Origin of the sequence: Bradyrhizobium sp. AUGA SZCCT0431 (assembly GCF_018131065.1) — a bacterium.
GTDB lineage: Bacteria > Pseudomonadota > Alphaproteobacteria > Rhizobiales > Xanthobacteraceae > Bradyrhizobium.
This window is the reverse complement of sequence record NZ_JAFCLR010000041.1, coordinates 1-24,939: the sequence shown is the minus strand read 5'-3', so window position 1 is coordinate 24,939 and position 24,939 is coordinate 1. Positions and strand designations below refer to the sequence as shown.

Genomic DNA, 24,939 nt, shown 5'->3' with positions numbered 1-24,939 from the left:
GCAGGCTTTCACGAGCGCTCATTAGAGACCGTCATTCCGGGGCGAGCGAAGCTCGAACCCGGAATGACGAGTGGAACGAGCAGTGGCCCATCAAGCCGCTTTCGACTGTGCCAGCGACGCAAACGTCTTGCCCTCCGCGGCGAGACGCTTGAGCAGCGGCGCCGGCTCGAGCGAGGGATCGTTGGTCTCCTTGGCGTAGTACGACAAGCGATCCGCGATGTGCTTGAGTCCGACCTGGTCGGCATAGAACATCGGGCCGCCGCGATAGATCGGCCAGCCATAGCCATAGAGCCAGATCACGTCGATATCGCTCGGACGCGCCGCGATGCCCTCCTCGAGGATCCGCGCACCCTCGTTGATCATCGGGTACATCATGCGCTCGAGGATTTCGTCATCGCTGACGACACGGGTCTTGCGGCCGAGGCGCTGCAGGGTTTCTGCGATCAGCTTCTCGACTTCCGGATCGGGCATCGGCGAACGCGAACCGCCTTCATACTTGTAGTAGCCCTTGCCGGTCTTCTGGCCGAAGCGGCCGGCTTCGCACAGCGCATCCGCGATTTCCGACTTGAGGCCGCGGTCCTTGCGCGAGCGCCAGCCGATGTCGAGGCCGGCGAGATCGCCCATCGCGAACGGGCCCATCGGCATGCCGAATTTCGTCACGACAGCATCGACCTGCTGCGGCAAGGCGCCTTCGAACAGCAGCTTTTCGGACTGCTTGCCGCGCTGGGCGAGCATGCGGTTGCCGACAAAACCGTCGCAGACGCCGACCACCGCCGGAACTTTCGCAATTTTGCGGGCGATCGAGACGGCCGTGGTCAAAGCATCCGGCGCGGTCTTGTCGGCGCGGACGATCTCGCACAGCTTCATCACGTTGGCCGGGGAGAAGAAGTGCATGCCGAGCACGTCCTGCGGACGGCTGGTCACCTTCGCGATCTCGTCGATGTTGAGATAGGAGGTGTTGGAGGCGAGCACGGCGCCCTTCTTGGCGTATTTGTCGAGCGCGGTGAACACTTCCTTCTTGACCGCCATGGTTTCGAACACGGCTTCGATCACAAGGTCAGCGTCCTTGACGTTCTCAAGGCCGACCACGCCGGTGATCAGGCCCATCCGCTTGGCCGGCGCATCGGCTGGGATGCCACCGCGCGCGGCGGTCGCCTCGTAATTCTTCTGCATCACGCCCATGCCGCGCTTGAGCTGCTCTTCGCCGGTCTCGATCAGCGTCACCGGGATACCGGCATTGGCGAACGACATCGCAATGCCGCCGCCCATGGTGCCGGCGCCGATGATGGCGACGCGCTCGACATTGCGCGGTTTTGTGCCTTCGGGAACGCCGGCGACCTTTGCCGCCTCGCGTTCGCTGAAGAAGGCGTAGCGCTGCGCCTTCGACTGGTCTGATGACACCAGCTTGAGGAACCCCTCGCGCTCCTTCTTCAAGCCTTCGTCGAACGGCAGTTCGATCGCGGCGCGCACGGCATCCGCGGCAGCGAACGGCGCTTCCAGCCCGCGCGCCTTCTTGGTGAGGGCCGCGACCGCGTTGGTGAAGATCGAAATATCGGCTTTCGCCGCGGCGAGCTTTGAATCGTCGTCGCGCAGCTTGCGCAGCGGGCGCTTCTCCGCCAGCACCTTGAGGGCAAAGGCTTCGCCGCCCGAGGCCGGACCTTCGACGATTTCCTCGATCAGGCCGTTCTTGAGGGCTTCAGCGGCACCGATCGGATCGCCGCTGACGATCATCTTGACCGCCATCTCCGGGCCGATCGCGCGCGGCAGGCGCTGGGTGCCGCCGGCGCCCGGCAACAGGCCGAGCTTCACTTCGGGCAGGCCGAGTTTGGCTTCCTTGGTCGCGACGCGATAGTGGCATGCCAGAGCAACTTCGAGACCACCGCCAAGCGCGGTGCCGTGGATGGCGGCAATGATCGGCTTCGGCGAGTTCTCCATCGCGACCAGCACTTCATGCAGACCCGGGGGCTTCGGCGGCTTGCCGAATTCGGTGATGTCGGCGCCGGCGATGAAGGTGCGGCCGCCGCAGGTCAGCACGATCGCCTTCACCTCGGGATCAGCGATCGCAGCCTTCATGCAGTCGAAAATGCCGCCACGCACGGCGGCGCTGAGCGCGTTCACCGGAGGGCTGTTGACCGTGACGATGGCGATGGCGTCATGACGTTCGAGTGTTACGACTTCGTTCACGGGACTCTCCCTTGATACTTGTTCTTTGATTGCCGCTCGACTTGCGTTGAGTAGCTACGGTGTTTTGTTGATTTCGCACTGCGAAATTCAATTCCACATCTTGACACGGAGGGTTATTTTGAAGCACGTCCCTTGTCAACGAGCTCGGCAAAGCAGCAGGCAATGAAACGTCCAGGGAAGAAAGCGGCGACAGATCGCAGCTTCGTCGTCGCGCTCTCCCGCGGACTTGATGTGTTGCGCGCATTCCAACCCAACGACGGGCTTCTTGGCAATCAAGAGATCGCTGCCCGTACTAAATTGCCGAAGCCAACCATTTCCCGGCTGACCTACACCTTGACCAAGCTGGGCTATCTTACACCCGTTCCGCGGTTCGAAAAGTATCAGCTCGCGCCATCAGCCATGGCCCTGGGGTATGCCGCGCTGGCCAATCTCGGCGTTCGGCATTTGTCCGAACCCTACCGTGAAGCGCTGATGCGCGAGACCGGCGGCGCGGTTGCGGTCGGCGGCCGCGACCGTCACAGCATGATCTATTTCGGCCAGAGCCGGACCGGCTTGCTTGGCGTGCAGCTCGACGTCGGTTCGCGGGTACCGATAGCGACCACCGCGATGGGACGTGCCTATATCTGGGCGCTGCCCGATGACGAGCGTGCCGCTTTGTTGCGCGAACTGCGCGACCATTACGGCAGCAGCCGCTGGCCGCGAATGCGCGACGGCATCGAACGCGCGGGCGAAATGGTGGCGCGTCAGGGATTCACGATCTCCGCAGGCGAATGGCAAGACGATGTGCACGCGGTAGGCGTCGCGTTGAAGCTCAGCGATGGAACCGGGCCGTATGCCTTCAATTGTGGCGCGCCCGCTTTCCGTTTCACGGAAGATCGCTTGATCAACGACATTGGACCTCGCCTTGTGACGATGGTAAGGAACATCGAGGCGGCGCTGGGCGGCGCGGCCCCGCAATCCAAAAAAGAAGAGAACAAGAAGTTGAAAGCAGGAGGGAAAGTTGCACGTGTGGTCGAGGGGATCAGGTAGCCATCATCATGACCGGCGCAAGCTTTCGCGCGGTCATTCCCGCTCCATGAGTTACTCCATGAGTTACTCCATGAGTTACTTTATGACTCACTTGGGCGGGACGCGATGACGCAGGCACAGCTCGCGCAGGGAAATGCTCCCTTGCTTGCGGTTCGCGACGTCAGCGTCGTGTTCGGCGGCATCATCGCGTTGAATGGTGTGTCCTTTGACATGCACAAGGGCGCCATCCTCGGCCTGATCGGACCGAACGGCGCCGGCAAGACAACGCTCTTCAATTGCCTTTCCAGGCTTTATCAGCCGAGCACCGGCGACATTCTGATGGAAGGCGTCAGCATCCTGACGCGGCCAGCGCACAAGATCGCCGAGATCGGCATCGGCCGCACCTTCCAGAACGTCGCGCTGTTTCCCAACCTCTCGGTGATGGACAACGTTCGCGTCGGCTGCCACGCGCGCACCTCCAGCGACATCATCTCGGATTCGCTCAAGCTCGCCTGGGTTCGCCGCGGCGAAGCCGAGATCAACAGGAAGGTTCATGAGATCCTCGATTATCTGGATCTCGGTGACGTCGCACACACCGTGGTATCCGGCCTGCCCTTCGGCACCCAGAAGCGCGTCGAGCTGGCGCGCGCGCTGGCCGCCGATCCGAAAATCCTGCTGCTCGACGAGCCCGCCGGCGGTCTCAACCACGAGGAAGTTCACGTGCTCGGCGATCTGATCCGCCGCATTCGCGACGAACGCCATATGACCGTGCTGCTGGTCGAACATCACATGGGTCTTGTCATGTCGATCGCCGACCATGTCGTCGCACTCAACTTCGGCCGCAAGCTTGCCGAGGGAACCCCGGCCCAGGTCCAGGCCGACCCGGATGTCATCAAAGCCTATCTGGGGAGCAAGGACGACCAATGACCGCGATGCTCAACGTCAAGGATTTGCGGGCCTATTACGGCCAGGTCCAGGCGCTCCACGGCCTGTCCTTTGCCCTCAACGAGGGCAGCCTGACCACCCTGCTCGGCGCCAACGGCGCCGGCAAGACCACCACCCTGCGGGCGATCTGCAACATGGTGCGCTCCACCGGCGCGATCGAATTCGAGGGCAAGTCGCTCTCCGGCCGCTCGACCGAAAACGTCGTCCGTCTCGGCATTGCGCATGTGCCACAGGGCCGCGGCACCTTCACCACCATGACGGTGGAAGAGAACCTGCAGCTCGGCGCCATCACGCGCAGCGACTCGAAGAACATCGTTTCCGACATCGAGCGCATGTACGCGCATTTCCCGGTGCTGAAGGAACGCCATACCCAGCAGGCCGGAACGCTGTCGGGCGGCGAACAGCAAATGCTCGCGGTCGCGCGTGCGCTGATGTTGCGGCCGCGGCTGATGCTGCTGGACGAGCCGTCATTCGGTCTCGCCCCCCTGATCGTGCGCGACCTGTTCAAGATCCTCGGCAAGATCAACCGTGAGGACAAGGTTACCATTCTGGTGGTGGAGCAGAACGCGCAACTGGCGCTGGAGCTCGCCGACCAGGCCTATGTGATCGAAACCGGAAAAATCGTGATGTCGGGGAACGCGAAGGAAATCGCGAGCAACGAAGACGTCCGCAAATCCTATCTGGGCTACTGAGGAGCACGGCCGTGGAACTACTTACCAACCAAGTCCTGGCCGGCATCGCCACAGGCGCAATCTATGCCTGTATGGCGCTCGCGGTGGTCATGATCTACCAGGCGATCGACCATCTGAATTTCGCCCAGGGCGAAATGGCGATGTTCTCGACCTTCATCTCCTGGCAGCTGATGCAGTGGGGCATACCGTACTGGTGGGCCTTCCTGGCCACGCTGATCATCTCCTTTGCCGGCGGCATCCTCATCGAGCGGCTGCTGTTCAAGCCGCTGGCCAAGGCCCCGGTCCTGACCAACGTCGCCGGCTTCATCGCCCTGTTCGCCATCGTCAACTCGATCGCCGGCCTGATCTGGGATTTTACCATCAAGCAGTATCCGACGCCTTTCGGATCCTCGCCCTTCCTCGGCAGCCAGCTGATCTCGACCCACCAGGCCGGGATGATCGGCGTCACTCTCCTGATGCTGATCGGGCTCTACCTCTTTTTCCAGTTCACCCGGATTGGCCTTGCGATGCGCGCTGCTGCGGCGTTGCCGGAATCGGCGCGGCTGGTCGGCGTCAACACCTCCTGGATGATCGCGCTGGGCTGGGGCATGGCCTCCGCGATCGGCGCCGTCGCCGGCATCCTGATCGCCCCGGTCGTCTTCCTCGAGCCGAACATGATGGGCGGCGTCCTGGTTTACGGTTTCGCCGCCGCCGTGCTCGGCGGGCTTTCCTCGCCGCTTGGCGCCGTCATCGGCGGCTTCCTGGTCGGCGTCTTCGAGAACCTCGCCGGCACCTACATCCCCGGCGTGGGTAATGAACTGAAACTGCCGATCGCGCTTGCGCTGATCATCACCGTCCTGGTCTTCAAACCTGCCGGTCTCTTCGGCCGAGCCATCGTCAAGCGAGTCTGATCATGAGCGCAGCTGCAGAAGACGCCGTTACAGAAGCCCCGGCCGTCGAGGCCGTTCCGAAGCGGGCCATGACGCTGGGCACCGGCACCTCGCTGGTGATCCTGGCGGCGCTGCTCGTTACCCCTATATTCGTGAAGAACTTCGTCGTCTTCCAGATGACGATGGTCATGATCTACGGGATCGCGGTGCTGGCGCTCAACATCCTGACCGGCGGAAGCGGTCAGTTCTCGCTCGGCCAAAGCGCGTTCTACGCGCTCGGCGCCTATACGTCGGCGGTCCTGATGGAAACCGCCAACATGAACTACGCGCTGACGCTGCCGATCGCGGGGCTGGTCTCGTTCGGCGCCGGCTACCTGTTCGGCAAACCCGCATTGCGGCTTTCCGGCATCTACCTTGCCCTTGCCACCTTTGCGCTGGCGGTCGCCATGCCGCAGCTCCTGAAGCTGCATTTCCTCGAGCATTGGACCGGCGGCGTGCAGGGCCTCACCGTCATGAAACCCGATGCGCCGTTCGGCCTGCCGATCGGACAGGACAAGTGGCTGTATTACTTCACACTGGCGATCTCGCTGGCGATCTATATCGGGTCGATCAACCTGCTGCGCTCGCGCTCGGGCCGCGCCTTCATGTCGATCCGCGACAATGAGATCGCGGCCTCCGCCATGGGCGTCGACGTCGCGCAGTACAAGACGCTCGCCTTCGGCGTGTCCGCGGGCATCACCGGCATTGCCGGCGGGCTCAGCGCCATCGTCGTGGCGTTCGTGGCGCCCGACAGCTACACGATCAACCTGGCCATCGCGCTATTCCTCGGCATGGTGGTCGGCGGCGTGGGCTGGCTGCCGGGCTCGTTCGTCGGCGCCGCCTTCATCATCTTCGTGCCCAACATCGCCGAGAGCATCTCCAAGGGCCTCTCCGGCGCCGTGTTCGGCGTGCTGCTGTTCCTTGTCATCTTCCTGGTGCCGCACGGCGCAAGGCAGGTCGCAATGGTTGCCCAGCATTTGCTCGGCAAACTAACGAAGAAAAACTAACCTCAAACTCGAATCCGGGAATCCTTAAATAATGATGCTTTCGACAACAAGAAGCGCCGCGTTCGCGACGGCGCTCATCGCCTCTATTGCCGTCAGCGGCAGTGCCCTCGCCCAGAAGAAGTACGACACCGGCGCGTCCGATACCGAAATCAAGATCGGCAACATCATGCCCTATAGCGGACCGGCGTCCGCCTACGGCGTGATCGGCAAGACCGAAGAGGCCTACTTCAAGAAGATCAACGCGGAAGGCGGCATCAACGGCCGCAAGATCACTTTCGTCACCTACGACGACAGCTACAGCCCGCCGAAGGCCGTCGAGCAGGCCCGCAAGCTGGTCGAGAGCGACGAAGTGCTTGTGGTGTTCAATCCGCTCGGCACGCCGTCCAATTCCGCGATCCAGAAGTATCTCAATTCGAAGAAGATACCGCAGCTGTTCGTCGCGACCGGCGCAACCAAATGGAACGAGCCGAAGGACTTCCCCTGGACGATCGGCTGGCAGCCCAGCTACCAGAGCGAAGCGCGGATCTATGCCAAGTTCCTCATGAAGGAAAAGCCGGATGGCAAGATCGCAGTGTTTTATCAGAACGACGACTTCGGCAAGGATTACCTCAAGGGCCTGAAGGACGGCCTCGGCGCCAAGGCGTCGATGATCGTCGCGGAGGAAAGCTATGAGACCTCGGAGCCGTCAATCGACTCCCACATCGTCAAGCTGAAAGCCACCGGCGCCGACGTCTTCATCAGCATCACGACGCCGAAGTTCGCCGCCCAGGCCATCAAGAAGATCGCCGAAGTCGAATGGAGGCCGCTGCACATCGTCTCCAACGTCTCGGCCTCGGTCGGCAGCGTGATCAAGCCGGCGGGCTTCGAGAATGCGCAAGGCATTCTCTCGGCCAACTACGCCAAGGACGGCGCGGACGCGCAGTGGGACAATGATCCCGGCATGAAGAAGTTCTACGAATTCCTCGCCAAGTATTATCCCGAAGCCAACAAGCTCGACGGCTCCGTGGTGTATGGCTACGGCGCGGCGCAAACCATGGTAAAGGTGCTGGAGATGTGCGGTGACGACCTCACCCGCGCCAACGTAATGAAGCAGGCTGCCAGCCTGAAGGACTTTGCACCCGACACCCTGCTGCCCGGCGTCAAAATCAACACGTCAGCCAAGGACTTCGCCCCGATCGAACAGCTTCAGATGCAGCGGTTCAAGGGCGAGAAATGGGAACTGTTCGGCGACATCATCAGCGGCGAACTCAGTAATTAATATTCCGCGTCACGGGCAGTCCGCCCGGGACTCGAGACTAAAATATCGCCCCCCGTGACACCGTCGCGGGGGGCTTTTTGTTGCCCGGCGCGACCGAAAGGTATTGAATGATGGCAGGAGCCGCAAAGTGCTCCAACTCCAAGAAAAAACGACACATTCATCGTGGTCTCCAGGGAGAGAAAAACATGCCTGCTATCAACTTGCGATTGGGGGCCTTTTCGGCCGCCCTCGCATTGCTCGCCGCCACCAGCAGCGGCGCGCTTGCCCAAAAGAAATACGACACCGGCGCATCCGATACCGAAATCAAGATCGGCAACATCATGCCCTACAGCGGACCGGCTTCCGCCTACGGCGTAATCGGCAAGACCGAAGAAGCCTACTTCAAGAAGATCAATGCCGAAGGCGGCATCAACGGCCGCAAGATCAACTTCATCAGCTATGACGACAACTACAGCCCGCCCAAAACCGTCGAGCAGGCGCGCAAGCTGGTGGAGAGCGACGAAGTCCTGATCGTGTTCAATCCGCTCGGCACGCCGCCGAACTCGGCGATCCAGAAATACATGAACCAGAAGAAGGTGCCGCAGCTGTTCGTCGCCACCGGCGCCACCAAGTGGAACGACCCCAAGGAATTTCCCTGGACCATGGGCTGGCAGCCCAACTACCAGAGCGAAACCATCATCTACGCAAAGTACATTCTGAAGCACAAGCCGGACGCCAAGATCGGCGTGCTGTACCAGAACGACGATTACGGCAAGGATTACCTTAAAGGTTTGAAGGACGGACTTGGCGCCAAGGCGGCGTCGATGATCGTCATGGAGGAGAGCTTCGAAGTTTCGCAGCCGACCATCGACTCCCACATCGTCAAGCTCAAAGCGAGCGGCGCCGACGTGTTCATGAACATCACGACGCCGAAATTCGCGGCGCAGGCGATCAAGAAGAACATGGAGATCGGCTGGAAGCCGCTGCACTTCCTCAACAACGTCTCGGCTTCGGTTGGCAGCGTCATCAAACCTGCCGGCTTCGAAAACGCGCAGGATATTATTTCATCGAATTATCTGAAGGATCCGACCGATCCGCAATGGAAGAACGATGCGGGGATGAAGGCCTGGAACGAATTCCTGGACAAATACTACCCCGAAGCCAACCGTGCCGACTTGTCGGTGATGTACGGCTACACCGTGGCCCAAGGCCTCGTGCATGTGCTGAAAGCCTGCGGCGACGACCTCACACGGGCGAACGTCATGAAGCAGGCAGCGAGCATCAAAGACCTCCAGCTCGGCGGCTTTCTGCCGGGCATCAAGGTCAATACTTCGGCGACCGACTTCGCCCCGATCTCGCAACTGCAGCTCATGAAGTTCAAGGGCGAGGGCTGGGAGCTGTTCGGCGAGGTTCTCAGCGGCGACGTCGGCGGCTAATAACGCCCAGACGGTCCTGACTACCAAAGGAGCAGCCCCTGCGGCATCGCCGCGGGGGCTTTTTCTTGATGCTTTCCGCTAAATCGTATTCAATCCCGTCACGTCATGCGCAAACTGCAATCAACAACAGAGCGTGACGCTTGCACAAAAAGACAATCTCAAAAAGGGAGACTCGGAATGCCTATTGCTACCAGCAGACTCGCCATTGCCTCGGCCGCGTTCATTGCGTTCGCAGCCACGAGCAACGGCGCGCTCGCTCAAAAAAAATACGACAGCGGTGCCACCGATACTGAAATCAAGGTCGGCAACATCATGCCCTATAGCGGCCCTGCTTCCGCCTATGGCGTGATCGGCAAGACCGAAGAGGCCTACTTCAAGAAGGTCAATGCCGAAGGCGGCATCAACGGCCGCAAGATCAACTTCATCAGCTATGACGATGCCTACTCACCGCCGAAGACCGTCGAGCAGGCCCGCAAGCTGGTCGAAAGCGACGAAGTGCTGCTGGTGTTCAATCCGCTGGGCACCCCGCCGAATTCGGCGATCCAGAAATATTTGAACACCAAGAAGGTGCCGCAGCTGTTCGTCGCCACCGGCGCCACCAAGTGGAACGATCCGAAGAACTTCCCCTGGACCATGGGATGGCAGCCCAACTACCAGAGCGAAACGCAGATCTATGCGAAGTACATCCTGAAGGAGAAGCCGAACGCCAAGATCGCCGTGCTGTATCAGAACGACGACTACGGCAAGGACTATCTGAAGGGCTTCAAGGACGGGCTCGGCGCCAAGGCCGCATCGATGATCGTCATCGAGGAGAGCTATGAAGTCTCCGAACCGACGATCGATTCCCACATCGTCAAGATGAAGGCGACCGGCGCCGACGTGTTCATCAACATCACCACGCCGAAATTCGCGGCGCAGGCGATCAAGAAGAACGCCGAAATCGGCTGGAAGCCGCTGCACTTCCTCAACAACGTCTCGGCCTCGATCGGCAGCGTCATCAAGCCGGCCGGCATGGAAAACGCCCAGGACATCATCTCGTCGCAGTACCTGAAGGATCCGACGGATGCGCAGTGGAAGGACGATGCCGGCATGAAGGCCTGGAACGCGTTCCTGGACAAGTATTATCCGGAAGCCAACCGCGCCGATGCGTCGGTGATCTTCGGCTATACCGTCGCCCAGGGTCTGGTGCATGTGTTGAAGGCTTGCGGCGACGATCTCACGCGCGAGAACGTCATGAAGCAGGCGGCCAACATCAAGAACCTCGAACTCGAAGGCTTGCTGCCGGGCATCAAGGTCAACACCTCGCCCACCGACTTTGCGCCGATCTCGCAGGTCCAACTGATCAAGTTCAAGGGCGAGACCTGGGAACGCTTCGGCGAAATCCTCTCCGGCGACGTCGGCGGCTAGCTATTCCGAATTCCGATCGGCCCATTTGCGGCCTCAAGCGCCCCCGCGGACCCGCCCGCGGGGGTTTTCTTTTGCGGCGATTGGATGGATAACCGGTCTTCCATTCGCGATCTCTGGCTTGCCGTGAACCGATGACCGACCGACGTCCCCTCCTGCGTGCGATCTTCGATGCGGCCGTCGCAGCCGCGCATCCCGATGTGGTGCTGTCAGCGCATTTGCCTCCCGCCCCCAAAGGCCGGGTGATCTGCCTCGCCGCCGGCAAGGGCGCCGCGGCCATGGCCGCGTCCGCCGAGCGGCACTATCTCGGTACGCTCGCGCTCGACCCGGAGCGCCTCACCGGCATTGCCACCACCCGGCACGGCCACGGCGTGCCGACGCGGCGGATCAGGGTGGTCGAAGCCGGCCACCCCGTGCCCGACGAAGCCGGGCTGAAAGCCGCCGACGACACGCTGCGTCTCGCGGCCGAGGCAACCGCCGACGACCTGTTGCTGGTGCTGCTGTCGGGCGGTGGCTCGGCGAACTGGATCGCTCCGGTCGAGGGCGTTTCGTTCGCGCAGAAGCAGCAGGTGAACCGCGCGCTGCTCCGTTCCGGCGCGCCGATCGGCGAGATGAATATCGTCCGCAAGCATTTGTCGCGCATCAAGGGCGGCCGGCTGGCCCGCGCCGGCCACCGCGCCGCCGAAATCGTCACGCTGGCGATCTCGGACGTGCCGCACGACGACGCTTCCGCGATCGCGTCTGGGCCGACGGTGCCGGATCCGACCACGCTGGCGGATGCCCGCGCGCTGGTCGCGAAGTACAATCTCGCCGTCGACGATGCGGTTCGGCGTGCGCTGGACGACCCGAAGAACGAGAGCTGCAAGCCCGGCGACCCCGCGTTCGCGCGCGCGCGGTTCGAACTGATCGCGCGGCCGAAGGCCTCGCTCGATGCGGCGATCAGGATCGCACAGGATGCGGGCTACGCCATCATCGGTCTCGGCGCCGACCTCGAAGGCGAGGCGCGCGAGGTCGCGGCCGCTCACGTTCAACTGGCGCTGAAAGCGCGCAGCGAGGGCAAGCGCACCGCGATCCTGTCGGGCGGCGAACTCACCGTGACCGTGCGCGGCAACGGCCGCGGCGGCCCCAACCAGGAATATGCGCTGGCGCTGGCGGACCTGCTTAAGCAGACACCCGGCATCTCCGCGCTGGCCGGCGATACCGACGGTGCCGACGGCGGCGCCGGCAGCGCGACCGATCCCGCCGGGGCCGTGATCGACCAGACCACATTTGCGAAGATGAAATCGCTTGGCCTCGATCCGAGGGCCTATCTGGACAATAACGACGCCACCGCCTTCTTTGTGGCAACGGGCGACCTGCTGCTGACCGGTCCGACGCTCACCAATGTCAACGACGTCAGGGTGATCCTGGTCGATTGAATTTGGGCCGTGGTCCTTCGATTTCATGTCCGCCCAGGCCGACGGCATTAACGTTTTGTTGAGGACATTCGCAGGAACCCGCAAGCAATTGCCGCCTCTCAAAGCTGCAATTCACCAGCCTGGTCCTTAATAGGACCCTCCTTATTGCCGGGGTGCCGCAAATCGCGGCAGGGGAATGCGAAATGGTGGATTCTGTTGCGGGGGCGACCGGTTCCGAGCCAGCTCATTTGAGCGAACGGCTCGAACAGGCGATCAATCACCTGTCGCTCGGCATTGTCGTCTTCGATGAGAAGCGGGAAGTCGTCTTCTGCAACAGACGTTACGCGGAGATGTACGGGCTTTCGCCGGAACAGGTGAAGCCGGGCACGCCGACCAGCGAACTGATCCGGCACCGGCTGAAGCTCGGCCTGAAGGTGGCGGTGGCGCCGGATGATTACGTTCGCGCCCGCGTCGGACAGAACATCGCGCTCGACACCACGTTCCAGGAGTTCACCGACGGGCGGATCATCGCCTACACGGTCTACCCGATGCCCGGCGGCGGCGGGATGGCGACCCACGAGGACATCACCGAGCGCGAAGAACTCCATGCCCGCCTGAAGACACAATACGATCTGGGAAGGCAGCAGGAAGAGGCGCTGCGGATACGCAACTTCCAGTTCGACACCGCGATCAACAACATGTCGCAGGGGCTGTGCTTCTTCGATTCAGACCACCGCCTGATCGTGTGCAACGACCGTTTTGTCGAGATGTACGACATCCCGTTCGGCCGCGTCGGCCCCGGCACGCCGCTGACTGACATCGTCGATCTCCGCTTTGAAGCCGGCAGCTTCCCCGCGATGACCCGGGATGAATATCTGCACTGGCGTACCAACGTGGCGGTTTCCAACGAAGCCAAAGACAGCATCGTCGAACTGCGGAACGGCCGCACCTTCAAGATCCGCCATCGGCCGATGCCCGGCGGCGGCTGGGTCGCCACGCACGAGGACATCACCGAGCAGCGGCAATCCGAGGTCAAGATCGAATACATGGCCCACCATGATTCGCTCACCGAGCTCGCCAACCGGGTGCTGCTCAACGAACGGCTCGAACACGCCCTGAGCCGCGGGGAAGCGGTCGCGGTTCATCACCTCGATCTTGATCAGTTCAAGGCCGTGAACGACACGTTTGGCCATCACGCCGGCGACAAGCTTCTGAAGATCGTCGCCGAGCGCCTGTGTGGGCTGGTTCGCGACACCGACACCATCGCGCGAATGGGCGGCGATGAATTCGTCATCGTGCAGGCCCCGATCGCGGACCCGGCCGACGCAACGTCGCTGGCGCAGCGCGTCATCGGCCTTTTGAGCGAACCCTACGACCTTGAAGGTCACCAGGCCGTGATCGGAGCCAGCATCGGCATCTCGGTCGGACCCGGTGACGGCAATAGCCCCGACAAGCTATTGCGGAGTGCAGACCTCGCGCTGTACCGCGCCAAGGGGGACGGACGCGGCACGTTTCGCTTCTTTGAGCCGGTGATGGATCTGCAGATGCAGACGCGCCGCGTCATGGAACAGGATTTGCGCAAGGCGCTGCCTGCGGGCGAGTTCGAGCTGCACTATCAGCCCGTCGTCAATCTGGCGAGCAACGAGATCAGCGGATTTGAGGCCCTGATCCGCTGGAATCATCCAACCAAGGGCATGATTTCGCCGGCCGCGTTCATCCCGCTGGCGGAGGAGATCGGATTCATCGTCCCGATGGGCGAATGGGTCATCTGCCAGGCCTGCGCTACCGCGGCGCAATGGCCCGGCAACCTCCACATCGCCGTCAACATTTCGGCGGCGCAGTTTCGCAACCCCGGCCTGATGCAGGTGATAACGGGCGCGCTTACCGCCTCGGGATTGGACCCGGCCCGGCTGGAGATCGAAATCACCGAGACCGTGCTGCTGCACAACAAGGAAGCGACACTCGCCGTGCTGCATCAGTTGCGCGAGCTCGGCATCCGGATCGCGATGGACGATTTCGGCACCGGCTATTCCTCGCTGACCTATTTGCAGAGTTTTCCGTTCGACAAGATCAAGATTGATCGCTCCTTCGTCAAGGACATCACCGAGAATTCGGGCTCGCTCAACATCGTGCGGGCGGTCGCAGCGCTCGCCAATGGCATGGGCATGACGGCCACCGCCGAAGGCGTCGAGACCAAGGAACAGCTCGACAGCATCGCGTCCGAAGGATGCACGGAGATGCAGGGCTTCCTGTTCAGCAAGCCGCTTCCCGCCCGCGAGATCGAGCGGCTGTTCCTGAAGGGGAATGGGACGAAGGCAACTGCCGGCCGTATCGTCGCGGCGTGATTAATTGTCGTTTGTCATTCCCGGGCATCGCGCAGCGATGAACCCGGAATCTCGCGCCACAACCTCTGGATTCCCCGATGTGCAATTGCACATCTGAGGTTCGCGCTTCGCGCGCCCCGGAATGACGGCCTGACTAAAACTCGGCCGCGATCTTCGACAGCATATCGAGCAGCGCGACGCGATTGGCCGGCCCCAGCACTTCGTTGAGGCGGGCTTCATGCTTGGTGGCGACGAGCTTCTTGGCGCGCGCCAGCACCGCGCGGCCCTTGTCGGTCAGCATCAGGATGTGGGAACGGCGGTCGTTGGTCGAACGCATCCGCGTGCAGAGATCGCGGCTTTCCAGCGCGTCGAGCATCGCCACGAAATTCGGCCGGAGGATGCCGAGCGTATTGGCGATCTCGGTCTGGTTGCGGCCGGGATTCTTGTCGAGCAGCAGCAGCACCGAAAACTGCGCCGGCGTCAGCTGCAGCGGCGCGACGCAGCGCAGGAAGTCCTCGAACACCCTCAGCTGCGCGCGCTTCAGCGAATAGCCGAGCAGGTCGGACAATTCGCCCATTTGCAGGGCGGCATTCTCCGCAGCGCCGTCGACCGCCTCCTTGCCGCCTGCGCGGGAAGGCTTGACGGCGTCAGTGGCCGCCTTGGAAACTGTCATCGCAGGGGGCTCGCAATCCCGATAAAAAGGTCCGCCTGTGGTCCGGGCCTTGAGGTTATGTTTGATAATTGTTATAGACTATATCAAATGTCGGCCTCATTCAACTGCCGATATCGAACCGCCGGCTAGCCCTTAAGGGCCGAGACCGGCGCGACGCGTGAGGGGGAGCGCCAGTCTTGAATACGACGATCATGCTGTTCCTGCTGCAGGACGGCATCACCAATGGCGCGATCTATGCGTTGCTCGGGCTTGCGCTGGTGCTGGTGTTTGCCGTCACGCGCGTGATCCTGATCCCGCAAGGCGAATTCGTTACCTTCGGCGCGCTGAGCTACGCCATGCTGGCGACCGGTCAGGTGCCGGGCACGGCGCGGCTGGCGGTCGCGATGGGCGTCGTCGCCTTCGGCCTCGATCTGTATGCGGCACGGCGCTCGCTCCGCTTCAAGCTGGTGGTGCGCTCGGTGCTGCTCAACATCGTGCTGCCGGTGGCGATCCTGGCGCTGACCTACGGGCTGGCCGGTCCCAAAACCCCGATTGCGGTCAATATCGCGTTGTCGCTGCTGATCGTCGCGGCGATCGGGCTGTTTCTTTATCGCATCGCCTTTCAGCCACTTGCGCACACCTCGGTGCTGGTGCTGCTGATCGCCTCGGTCGGCTGCCACCTCGCGCTGCAGGGCCTTGGCCTCGTGTTCTTCGGCGCCGAAGGCCTGCGCGGACCAGCGCTGTCGAATGCGGCGTTCACGGTGGGGCCGCTGCGCTTCACCGGCCAGAGCATCGCCGTCTACGGCCTGACCATCGCCTTCATCATCGCGCTGTGGCTGTTCTTCGGCTTCACGCTGATGGGCAAGGCGCTGCGCGCCACCGCCGTCAATCGCCTCGGCGCCCGCCTCGTCGGCATCCGGACCACGCTGTCGGGACAGATCGCCTTCCTGCTCGCCTCCGTGATCGGCGCGATTTCGGGAATCCTGATCGTGCCGATCACGACGCTCTATTACGACACCGGCTTCCTGATCGGCCTGAAAGGCTTCATCGCCGCCATCATCGGCGGGCTGGTGAGCTACCCGCTGACGGCGGTCGCCGCCCTGGTGGTCGGCAGCGTCGAGGCCTTCTCCTCGTTCTACGCCAGTAATTTCAAGGAGGTCATCGTCTTCACGCTGATCCTTCCCGTGCTGGTGCTGCGTTCCCTCGCAGCCCCCGCGGTCGAGGAAGAGAAGGACTGACGGCGATGACGCAACGGCTTCCCCTCATCATCTTCGCCATCGTCATGGCGATGATCCCGTTCATCCCGGGCATACCGCCGTTCTGGATCGTGCTCTTGGACAATATCGGCCTCGCGGCGCTGGTTGCGATGGGCCTCGTGCTGCTGACCGGCGTCGGCGGCCTCACCTCGTTCGGCCAGGCGGCGTTTTGCGGCTTCGGCGCCTACACCACCGCGGTGCTGACCACCGCCTATGGCGTGTCGCCGTGGCTGACGCTGCCGCTCTCGCTGCTGGTCAGCGGCATCGCGGCGGTCCTGCTCGGCATCGTCACGGTGCGGCTGTCCGGCCATTATCTGCCGCTCGGCACCATCGCCTGGGGCATCGGGCTGTTTTATCTGTTCAGCAAGCTCGAATTCCTCGGCCGCAATGACGGCATTTCCGGCATTCCGCCGCTGAGCATCGGCGGCTTCCGGATGCTCGATCCCGGCACGATCTATTTCGCAATCTGGATCGCCGTGCTGCTCTCGGCGTTGCTGACCATGAACCTGCTGGATTCCCGCACCGGCCGCGCTATCCGCGCGCTGCGGCGCGGGCATATCGCCGGCGAAGCGTTCGGCGTGCAGACGCCGCGCGCCAAGCTTCTGGTGTTCATCTATGCGGCGGTGCTGGCCGGGCTTTCCGGATGGCTCTATGCGCACTTCCAGCGCGCCGCCAACCCGACGCCGTTCGGCGCCCAGGCCGGCATCGAATATCTGTTCATCGCCGTCGTCGGTGGCGCCGGCTATGTCTGGGGCGCGGTGCTCGGCGCCGGCATCGTGGTGATCCTGAAGGAGATCCTGCAGAGCTATCTGCCGTATATTTTCGGCGGCCAGAGCCAGCTCGAGACCATCGTGTTCGGCATCCTGCTGGTGGTCCTGCTGCAGCTGGCGCCCACCGGCGTGTGGCCCTGGCTGATGTCGAAGCTGCCGTTCAAGCCGGCCCGCAAGATCCCTGACACCTCGCTCGAGCTGCCCGCGCGGGTGCGGACGCCGTCGACATCTTCGGCGCTGCTGCATATCGACAAGGCGCGCAAGCAATTCGGCGGCGTCATCGCCGTCAACGACGTCAGCTTCGACGTCGCGGCACGGGAGATCGTTGCCCTGATCGGCCCCAACGGCGCCGGCAAGAGCACGACCTTCAACCTGATCACGGGGGTTTTGACGTCGACCAGCGGCGCGATCTCGGTGCTCGGCACCAAGGTCGACAATGCGCCGCCGCAGGAAGTCGTCAAGCTCGGCGTTGCCCGCACCTTCCAGCACGTCAAGCTGGTGCCCGACATGACCGTGCTGGAGAACGTCGCGATCGGCGCGCATCTGCGCGGCCATGCCGGCGCGATCTCCAGCATGTTCCGGCTCGACCGCGCTGATGAAGCCAGATTACTGGCGGAAGCCGCCCGCCAGATCGAGCGCGTCGGCCTCGGCGACCAGATCGACCAGCTGGCGGGAAGCCTGTCGCTCGGCCAGCAACGCATCGTCGAAATCGCGCGCGCGTTGTGCGTCGATCCGCTGCTGCTGCTGCTCGACGAGCCTGCCGCGGGCCTCCGCCACATGGAGAAACAGCGGCTCGCCGCATTGCTGCGTCAATTGCGTGACGGCGGCATGTCGGTACTGCTGGTGGAGCACGACATGGGTTTTGTGATGGACCTCGCCGACCGGATCGTGGTGCTCGACTTCGGCACCAAGATCGCCGAGGGCACGCCGGCTGATATCAAGACCAATCCTGACGTGATCAAGGCCTATCTCGGAGCCACCACATGAGCGCGCTGTTGAAGGTGAGCGATGCGCATGTCGCCTATGGCAAGGTCGAGGCGGTGCGCTCGGTATCGCTCGAAGTCGCCGACAACGAGATCGTCACCATCATCGGCGCCAACGGCGCCGGCAAGACCACGCTGCTGAACGCCATCATGGGCATCCTGCCGCTCACGGGATTTGCGGCTTTCGCCGGCGCGGACATGGCCCCGCTCGACATCGAGGACCGCGTCGCTGTTGGACTGAGCCTCGTGCCCGAGCACCGTGAATTGTTCGGCACCATGAACGTCGAGGACAATCTGCAGCTCGGCGCGTTCCGGATCCCCAAGGCCACCGCGGCGAGATCCTTCGAGCGGGTCTACACGCTGTTTCCACGGCTGAAGGAGCGGCGCAAGCAGCTCGCCGGCACGCTCTCCGGCGGCGAGCAGCAGATGCTGGCGATGGGCCGCGCGCTGATGGGCGCCCCAAAACTGTTGATGCTGGACGAGCCGAGCCTCGGCCTCGCGCCGATCATCGTCGCCGACATCTTCCGCACCATCGGCGAACTCCGCGCCGCCGGCGTCTCGGTGCTGCTGGTCGAACAGAACGCGCAAGCCGCGCTCAGGATCGCCGACCGCGCCTATGTGATGGAGCTCGGCGAATTCGTTCTGAGCGGCCCGGCCAGCGACATCGCCACCAACGCGCGCGTCGCCGCAAGCTATCTCGGCTTTACGCACGAAGGCGAGAGCGCGATCTGAAGGTAGGGTGGGCAAAGGCGCTCTTGCGCCGTGCCCACCATTCTTCGTGGAGGTAGTGGTGGGCACGCTTCGCTTTGCCCACCCTACGACATCCCTCACTTCGCTGGAACGTACTTTCCGTTGTTCACGGTCAGGATGATGCGCGAGCGGTCATCGAGGCCGTAGCGGTCTTTTTCGGTGAAGTTGTAGACGCCCTGGCTGGCGGCGATGTCGCGTTCGGTCAACAGGGCCTGACGGATGCCTTCACGGAATTCCGGCGTGCCGGGCTTGCCGGCCTTCAGTGCAGGCGGAATGACGCGCTTGAGAACTTCAAAGGCGTCGTAGGAATGGCCGGCGAACTGGCTGCGGCTGTTGGCGCCGTACTTGGCTTCATAGGCGGTGTTGAGCGCCAGGCCGGGCTTCTTGGTCAGCGCTGAGTCCGGCTGGGTTTCCGGCGACATCACCGGACCCGAGGCCATGATCACGCCTTCCGCCGCAGCACCTGCGATGCGGATGAAGTCCATGCTGGCGGCGCCGTGGGTCTGATAGATCAGGCCCTTGTAGCCACGCTCACGCAGCGCGGCCTGCGGCAAGGCCGCGGCGGTGCCGGAGCCGCCGACGAGGACCGCGTCGGGATTGGCGGCGAGCAGCTTCAGCACCTGGCCGGTGACCGACGTATCGGTACGGGCATAGCGCTCTTCAGTCGCCATGGCTATGCCCATCGGAACGGCCTGGGCCTTGAAATCATTGAACCAGAGGTCGCCGTAGGAATCCGAGTAGCCGATGTAACCGACGGTCTTGATGCCGTGGGCCTTCATGTGCTCGTACAGCACCTTGCCCATGATCGGGATCGGCTGCGGCATCGCGACCGACCATTTCATGCGCGCCTCGTTGATCGGCAGCGGCGCCAGCGCGAAATGCGGAATGCCGGCTTCGTTGGCGACGGTGGAGACGGCAATCGTCGGCGGCGTGGTCGAGGAACCCATGATGATGTCGGCCTTGGATTCGGTGACGAAGCGCCGCGCGTTGGTGGTGGCGGCGGTCGGATCGCCGCCGTCGTCGAGCACGATCAGTTTCAGCGGCACGCCGCCGATTTCCTTCGGCACGAAGTCGAGCGAATTGCGCTCGGGAATACCAAGGGCCGCGGCCGGGCCGGTGGTGACGATGGTGATGCCGATGACGATTTCATTGGCTTGCGCCAACGCGGGCACAGCCGGCAGCGCCAGCGACGCCGCAATCACGGCAGCGGACAAATAAAACCTCTTCATTCATTCCTCCCTTGGATATTGTTCTAATTTTAGATCAAAAATTGGTAGCCAATTCAGCCCCTTCTTTAGGTCATGCAACGCGCCAAGTCAGCTAACAAGTCAGCCATCTATGCCTCAGCCCCGCGTGAACCGCTCGATGATCTCCGGCGGCATCGGAGCCGATTTCAGCCGCGCGGGATCGTCCGGATGCTTGCCGACCAGCACGCGGGTCTCGAACGCCTCGATCGCCAGCGCCTCACCCTTGAACACGTTGTGGACCACTTCGAAGCTGGACCGCTTGAAGCTCTCGATCCGGCTTTCGATTCTGATCCAGTCGCCATGGGTCGAGGGGATGTGGAATTTCGCCCGCGTATCCACCATGGGAATGCCGACGAGGCCGTATTTGTGGATGATGTCCTGTTTCGAAAAACCGGCCGCCTCGAACATGATCGAGGTCGAATCGTCGAACATCGCGAAATAGCGCGGGTAGTAGACGATGTTGGCGGGGTCGCAATCGCCCCACTGGATCTGCACGTCGCGCTTGTTAACGAACATTGTTGTTAGACCTCGACGTCGCCGCAACGAAAGTTTTCTTCCCTTCTCCCCTTGTGGGAGAAGGTGGCCCATAGGCGGCCTCTGGCCGCCGTTCTTAAGTACGCCGATGCTCTGCATCGGCTATGGCGAGAGCGAAGGCGGATGAGGGGTCTCTATCCGCGGAAACAGACCCCTCACCCGTCTCGAATGAGCTCCGCTCATTCGATCCACCCTCTCCCACAAGGGGAGAGGGGAAGTAGCCAAGCGCAGTCCTGCCGACCATACTTAGCGCGGGGCCATGCGGAGCGCGGCATCGAGCCGCACCACTTCGCCGTTGAGATATGGGTTGTCGATCATGTGCAGCGCCAGCGAGGCAAATTCATCGGCCTGGCCGAGCCGGCGCGGGAACGGGATCGAGGCGGCGAGCGAGTCCTGCGCCTCCTGCGGCAAATTCGCCAGCAGCGGCGTGAGGAACAGGCCGGGCGCGATGGTCAGCACGCGAATGCCGAACTGCGCCAGCTCGCGCGCGATCGGCAGCGTCATCGCGACAATGCCGCCCTTGGAGGCCGAGTAGGCTGATTGCCCGATCTGGCCGTCATAGGCCGCGACCGAGGCGGTCGAGATCACGACGCCGCGCTCGCCGGTTTCAAGCGGCTCCAGCTTCGACATGCCTGATGTCGCGAGCCGCAGCATGTTGAACGAGCCGATCAGATTGACCTTGATCACGCGGTCGAAATCGGTGAGCGCCATCGGGCCTTCCTTGCCGATCACGCGCTTGGCAACGCCGATGCCGGCGCAATTGACCAGCACGCGGGCCGGGCCATGTGCCTTCGCGGCGGCGGCTACCGCCGCTTCGGCCGAGACGGCGTCCGAGACGTCGCAGACCACAGCGACGCCGCCGATTTCGGCGGCGACGGTTTCAGCGAGCTTGGCGTTGAGGTCGCACACCGCGACCTTGGCGCCCTGCGCGGCAAGCCGGCGCGCGGTGGCGGCGCCCAATCCGGATGCGCCACCGGTGACGATGGCGGCCTGGTCCTTCAACTGCATTGTGTTTCTCCCTGGTAGAATCTTCTCGAAGTAGGGTTTCTGGAATTCATTTCAGCGTGATCACCTGCGCCGGTGGCGCCGGTGAATAAATCTGCTCGATCACGGCACTGCGATGCTCGATCACCGCGCGCTGGTTGATGGAGCCCTTGTCGGTGACTTCGCCCCGATCGATCGACAGCGGCGCATCGAACAGCACCGCGCGCGTGATCCGGGTCGACGAGCCCGTGGCATCGGCCAGCAACTTTTGAAACCGTTCGCGGAACGCCGCGCGGATCAGCGGATCGGACGCCGCTGCCGCGAGGTCGTTCGCAGGGAGTTTCGGGTTGATCAGACGGCAGCCGTCGAGATCGAGCATGACCAGCGCCGATAATTCGTCGCGGTTGATGCCGGCAATCACGACGTCGCGCACCAAAGGCGCGCAGGCCGCGACGAAGCGCGCCCTCAAGGGACCGACACTGACCCAGGTGCCGCTGGCAAGCTTGAAGTCCTCGGCGATGCGGCCATCAAAGTCGAAGCCGGCGTCGAAATTGTCGGGATCTGCGGGCTTCAGCGCATCGCCGAACTTGTAAAAGCCTTCTTCGTCGAATGCCGCAGCGGTCAGTTCGGGCTGACGCCAGTACCCCGGCGTGACGTTCGGACCCTTGGCGCGGACTTCCAGCTTGCCGTTGTTGGGCAGCAATTTTGCGTCGTTGCCGAGCACGGGAAGGCCGACATGGCCGGAGCGGCTGGTGTCGGGACGTACCGACATGAAGAACGGCGAAGTTTCCGTGGCGCCGAGGCCGGTCAGCATCGGTATGCGAAAACCGGTCTCCTGCACCGCGAGCTCGTCGAGGCTGTTCCAGACGAACGGCGACAGCGCCGCACCGGAGAAGAACATCGCGTGCAGCCGTCCGAAGAATTTTGCGCGCAGCGCTGAATCTTCGCGCAGATAAGGCAGCAGCGATTCATAGCCTTTGGGGACGTTGAAATAGACCGTCGGCGAAATCTCCCGGAGATTGCGCACGGTCTCCTCGATGCCGCCGGGCATCGGCTTGCCTTCGTCGAGATACATCGAGCCGCCGTTGAACAGCGTCAGCCCGATATTGTGGTTGCCGCCGAATGTGTGATTCCACGGCAGCCAGTCGATGATCACGGGCGGCTCGTCCATCAGGAACGCCAGCGTTTCGCGCAGCATCACCTGGTTGGCGCAGATCATCCGCTGGGTGTTGATGACGGCCTTGGGATTGCCGGTGGAGCCTGACGTCAGCAGGAACTTGGCGATGGTGTCGGGGCCGATGGCATCGTGGGCCGCATCGAGGCGCCAATGCTCCGGCGTCGCCAGCAGGTCCGACAGCAGCGTCACGTCGCGGCCGGGCACCTCGCCGCGTGTTGCTGCGATCTCCGTCCCCAATGAGACGTTGGTGGCAAGCGCATCGGCGAATTTGGTGGCGTCGTCGGCGAAGACGAGGCCGGGCGTCAACAGCTTCATCAGGAAGGCAAGCTTGCCGTAATCGCGCGACACCAGCGAATAGGCCGGCGACACCGGGCAGAAGGGAATGCCGGCATAGAGCGCGCCGAACGCCAGCAGCGCATGGTCGATCGAATTGCCTGACAGGATCACGATCGGCTTTTCCGCCGAAAGCCCGCGCGCCAGCAGCGCCGAGGCGATGCGCCGCGTCGTGGTCAGGAGTTGCGCATAGGTGATTTTCCGCCAGCCGCCGCTTGCATCCCGTTCCGCCATGAAGACGCGTTCGGGCGCTTCCCGCGCCCAATGATGCAGGCGATCGGTGATGCGGACGGGATAGTCGCGCAGTTTAAGCTTCGGCCGCAGATAGATGGTGCCGTCATCGCGGCGATCGACCGTGACGTCGGGATTGCCGAACGAGATCGCGCGGAGCGGATGGGCGCTGCCGCTGCGACCGGCGCTTTCAATCGGGGACATGTTGGGCTTGGCGCTCATGTCAGGTCGGTTTCACTTTGGCGGTCTTGCGATCGAGAAACTCGCGGATCCGGCGTTTTGCCTCTTTGTCGCTCTGCGCCACCGTGGCCATCAGCGACTCCATCAGGAGGCCGGCCTGCGGATTGGCTTCCGCGATCATCGGCAGCGCCTGCAGCACCGCAAAATTGGTCAGCGGCGCGTTGGCCGCGACGCGTTCGGCGAGCTCCAGCGCCTTCGGCAGCGCGCCGCCGGCCTCGGTGAGATATTGCGAGAAGCCATAGGCGGCGCCTTCGGTTGCGGAATAGACCCGCCCCGTCAGCATCATGTCGGTCATCCGCGCCACCCCGATCAGCCGCGGCAGCCGCACCGAGCCGCCACCGCCGACGAAGATGCCGCGCTGGCCCTCGGGCAACGCGAAATAGGCTGATGGCTCGGCAACACGGATATGCGCGGCGCAGGCAAGCTCCAGCCCGCCGCCGATCACCGCGCCCTTGAGCGCCGCGATCACGGGCACACGGCTGTACTGAATGCGGTCGAACACCCGATGCCACATCTGCGAGTGCCGCAGGCCTTCGGTCGCATCGTGCTCGGTCAACTCAGACAAATCGAGGCCGGAGGAGAAGTGGTCGCCGATGCCATGGATGACAACGGCGCCGGTCCCTTCAGGAAGATTGGCGAAGCAATCCTGGATCGCGAGGATGATGCCGTCGTTCAGCGCATTGCGCTTGGCGGGGCGGTTGAGGCCCACGGTCAGCACCGCGCCTGATTTCTCGATGGTGAGCAATCCGGCCTGGTCAGCGGTTGCGGAAGCGGCGTTTCCCATGGATTATTGTTTCCCGTCCAGAATAGTTATATTTTATAACTATTGGCGAGGGAGTCAATCCTCTCGCTTTTGTCGTCCCGGCCTTGAGCCGGGACCCATAGCCACCGGCTTTCGTGGTTACGGGTGCTCACTGCCGGCCGGCGCTAAACCGCAAGGCCGCGGCGTATGGGTCCCGGCTCAAGGCCGGGACGACAGCGGTGTTTGTTGTGCCACCATCATCCAAACGCAGTTTCGCGTTCTCGCGACGCATTGCGCCCGAGGCTTGCTGTTGAACTTCCCGCCCTCCTCAACAAAGGGCGCAGGGAAGACCGGGTGCGCGCTGCACCCGCGGTCCCGTGTGCAATTTGCACAGAAAAATGCGCACACGAGCATACAGGTCCAGCGGAGAACACCCGGCCTTCCCTGCGCAATGGCTTTACGGCTTATATCGTGCTCTCCCTGGTGAACGGGCTTTCT

Annotated in this window: 20 protein-coding genes; 13 read left to right on the top strand and 7 right to left on the bottom strand. The window is 62.9% G+C overall.

All coding sequences use genetic code 11. The features are described 5' to 3' along the window. Positions 1–90: 90 nt before the first annotated feature. Complete coding sequence (locus JQ567_RS30275; RefSeq protein ID WP_212442218.1) at positions 91–2,184, bottom strand: 3-hydroxyacyl-CoA dehydrogenase NAD-binding domain-containing protein; 2,094 nt, start codon at positions 2,182–2,184, stop codon at positions 91–93. A gap of 162 nt (positions 2,185–2,346) precedes the next feature. Here JQ567_RS30275 and JQ567_RS30270 point away from each other — a divergent pair, with 162 nt between their 5' ends. From JQ567_RS30270 to JQ567_RS30225, 10 genes are all read left to right on the top strand, one after another. Next, a complete protein-coding gene (locus tag JQ567_RS30270) occupies positions 2,347–3,213 on the top strand; it encodes an IclR family transcriptional regulator (protein ID WP_212442217.1) in 867 nt (288 codons plus the stop codon). 105 nt (positions 3,214–3,318) lie between these two features. Next, positions 3,319–4,119: an ABC transporter ATP-binding protein gene (locus JQ567_RS30265; RefSeq protein ID WP_212442216.1), complete on the top strand. Its 801-nt coding sequence runs from the start codon at positions 3,319–3,321 to the stop codon at positions 4,117–4,119. Then, a complete protein-coding gene (locus tag JQ567_RS30260) occupies positions 4,116–4,829 on the top strand; it encodes an ABC transporter ATP-binding protein (protein WP_212038501.1) in 714 nt (237 codons plus the stop codon). Before JQ567_RS30265 ends, JQ567_RS30260 begins: the two co-directional genes overlap by 4 nt. 11 nt (positions 4,830–4,840) lie before the next feature. After that, complete coding sequence (locus tag JQ567_RS30255; RefSeq protein ID WP_212442215.1) at positions 4,841–5,719, top strand: branched-chain amino acid ABC transporter permease; 879 nt, start codon at positions 4,841–4,843, stop codon at positions 5,717–5,719. Between the two features lie 2 nt (positions 5,720–5,721). Further along, positions 5,722–6,744: a branched-chain amino acid ABC transporter permease gene (locus tag JQ567_RS30250; RefSeq protein ID WP_212442214.1), complete on the top strand. Its 1,023-nt coding sequence runs from the start codon at positions 5,722–5,724 to the stop codon at positions 6,742–6,744. A 34-nt stretch (positions 6,745–6,778) separates the two neighbouring features. Beyond that, positions 6,779–8,002, top strand: a complete 1,224-nt coding sequence (locus JQ567_RS30245) for an ABC transporter substrate-binding protein (protein ID WP_249165824.1) — start codon at positions 6,779–6,781, stop codon at positions 8,000–8,002. A 185-nt stretch (positions 8,003–8,187) separates the two neighbouring features. Next, entirely contained in the window at positions 8,188–9,417 is a 1,230-nt protein-coding gene (locus tag JQ567_RS30240; protein ID WP_212442212.1) for an ABC transporter substrate-binding protein, read from the top strand. A gap of 177 nt (positions 9,418–9,594) precedes the next feature. After that, positions 9,595–10,824 carry an ABC transporter substrate-binding protein gene (locus JQ567_RS30235; RefSeq protein WP_212442211.1) on the top strand — a complete coding sequence of 410 codons (1,230 nt, stop codon included), beginning with the start codon at positions 9,595–9,597 and terminating at the stop codon, positions 10,822–10,824. Between the two features lie 131 nt (positions 10,825–10,955). Beyond that, a complete protein-coding gene (locus JQ567_RS30230) occupies positions 10,956–12,239 on the top strand; it encodes a glycerate kinase (protein ID WP_212442210.1) in 1,284 nt (427 codons plus the stop codon). A 182-nt stretch (positions 12,240–12,421) separates the two neighbouring features. After that, on the top strand, positions 12,422–14,563 hold the full coding sequence (locus JQ567_RS30225) for an EAL domain-containing protein (RefSeq protein WP_212442209.1): 2,142 nt from the start codon (positions 12,422–12,424) through the stop codon (positions 14,561–14,563). Between the two features lie 133 nt (positions 14,564–14,696). Here the strand turns inward: JQ567_RS30225 and JQ567_RS30220 are convergent, their stop codons facing one another. Continuing rightward, on the bottom strand, positions 14,697–15,215 hold the full coding sequence (locus tag JQ567_RS30220) for a MarR family winged helix-turn-helix transcriptional regulator (RefSeq protein WP_212442208.1): 519 nt from the start codon (positions 15,213–15,215) through the stop codon (positions 14,697–14,699). 176 nt (positions 15,216–15,391) lie between these two features. On the opposite strand from JQ567_RS30220, the gene JQ567_RS30215 reads away from it, so the two are divergent. From JQ567_RS30215 to JQ567_RS30205, 3 genes are read left to right on the top strand one after another with little or no spacing between them, the layout of a single operon-like run. Then, positions 15,392–16,432: a branched-chain amino acid ABC transporter permease gene (locus tag JQ567_RS30215; RefSeq protein WP_212442207.1), complete on the top strand. Its 1,041-nt coding sequence runs from the start codon at positions 15,392–15,394 to the stop codon at positions 16,430–16,432. 5 nt (positions 16,433–16,437) lie between these two features. Then, positions 16,438–18,207 (top strand): ABC transporter permease subunit, encoded by a 1,770-nt coding sequence (locus JQ567_RS30210; RefSeq protein WP_212442206.1) that lies wholly within the window; start codon positions 16,438–16,440, stop codon positions 18,205–18,207. Then, positions 18,204–18,935 (top strand): ABC transporter ATP-binding protein, encoded by a 732-nt coding sequence (locus tag JQ567_RS30205; RefSeq protein ID WP_212442205.1) that lies wholly within the window; start codon positions 18,204–18,206, stop codon positions 18,933–18,935. Before JQ567_RS30210 ends, JQ567_RS30205 begins: the two co-directional genes overlap by 4 nt. Before the next feature lie 95 nt (positions 18,936–19,030). On the opposite strand, the gene JQ567_RS30200 is transcribed toward JQ567_RS30205, so the two are convergent. The 5 genes from JQ567_RS30200 to JQ567_RS30180 form a co-directional block, all read right to left on the bottom strand. Continuing rightward, a complete protein-coding gene (locus tag JQ567_RS30200; RefSeq protein WP_212442204.1) occupies positions 19,031–20,182 on the bottom strand; it encodes an ABC transporter substrate-binding protein in 1,152 nt (383 codons plus the stop codon). A 114-nt stretch (positions 20,183–20,296) separates the two neighbouring features. Further along, positions 20,297–20,716: a thioesterase family protein gene (locus JQ567_RS30195; protein ID WP_212442203.1), complete on the bottom strand. Its 420-nt coding sequence runs from the start codon at positions 20,714–20,716 to the stop codon at positions 20,297–20,299. 264 nt (positions 20,717–20,980) lie between these two features. After that, entirely contained in the window at positions 20,981–21,742 is a 762-nt protein-coding gene (locus JQ567_RS30190; RefSeq protein ID WP_212442202.1) for an SDR family NAD(P)-dependent oxidoreductase, read from the bottom strand. 46 nt (positions 21,743–21,788) lie between these two features. Beyond that, complete coding sequence (locus tag JQ567_RS30185; protein ID WP_212442201.1) at positions 21,789–23,681, bottom strand: feruloyl-CoA synthase; 1,893 nt, start codon at positions 23,679–23,681, stop codon at positions 21,789–21,791. A gap of 1 nt (position 23,682) precedes the next feature. After that, the gene (locus tag JQ567_RS30180; RefSeq protein ID WP_212442200.1) at positions 23,683–24,483 is read right to left on the bottom strand and encodes a crotonase/enoyl-CoA hydratase family protein; all 801 of its coding nucleotides are present in this window, start codon (positions 24,481–24,483) and stop codon (positions 23,683–23,685) included. Between the last annotated feature and the right edge of the window lie 456 nt (positions 24,484–24,939).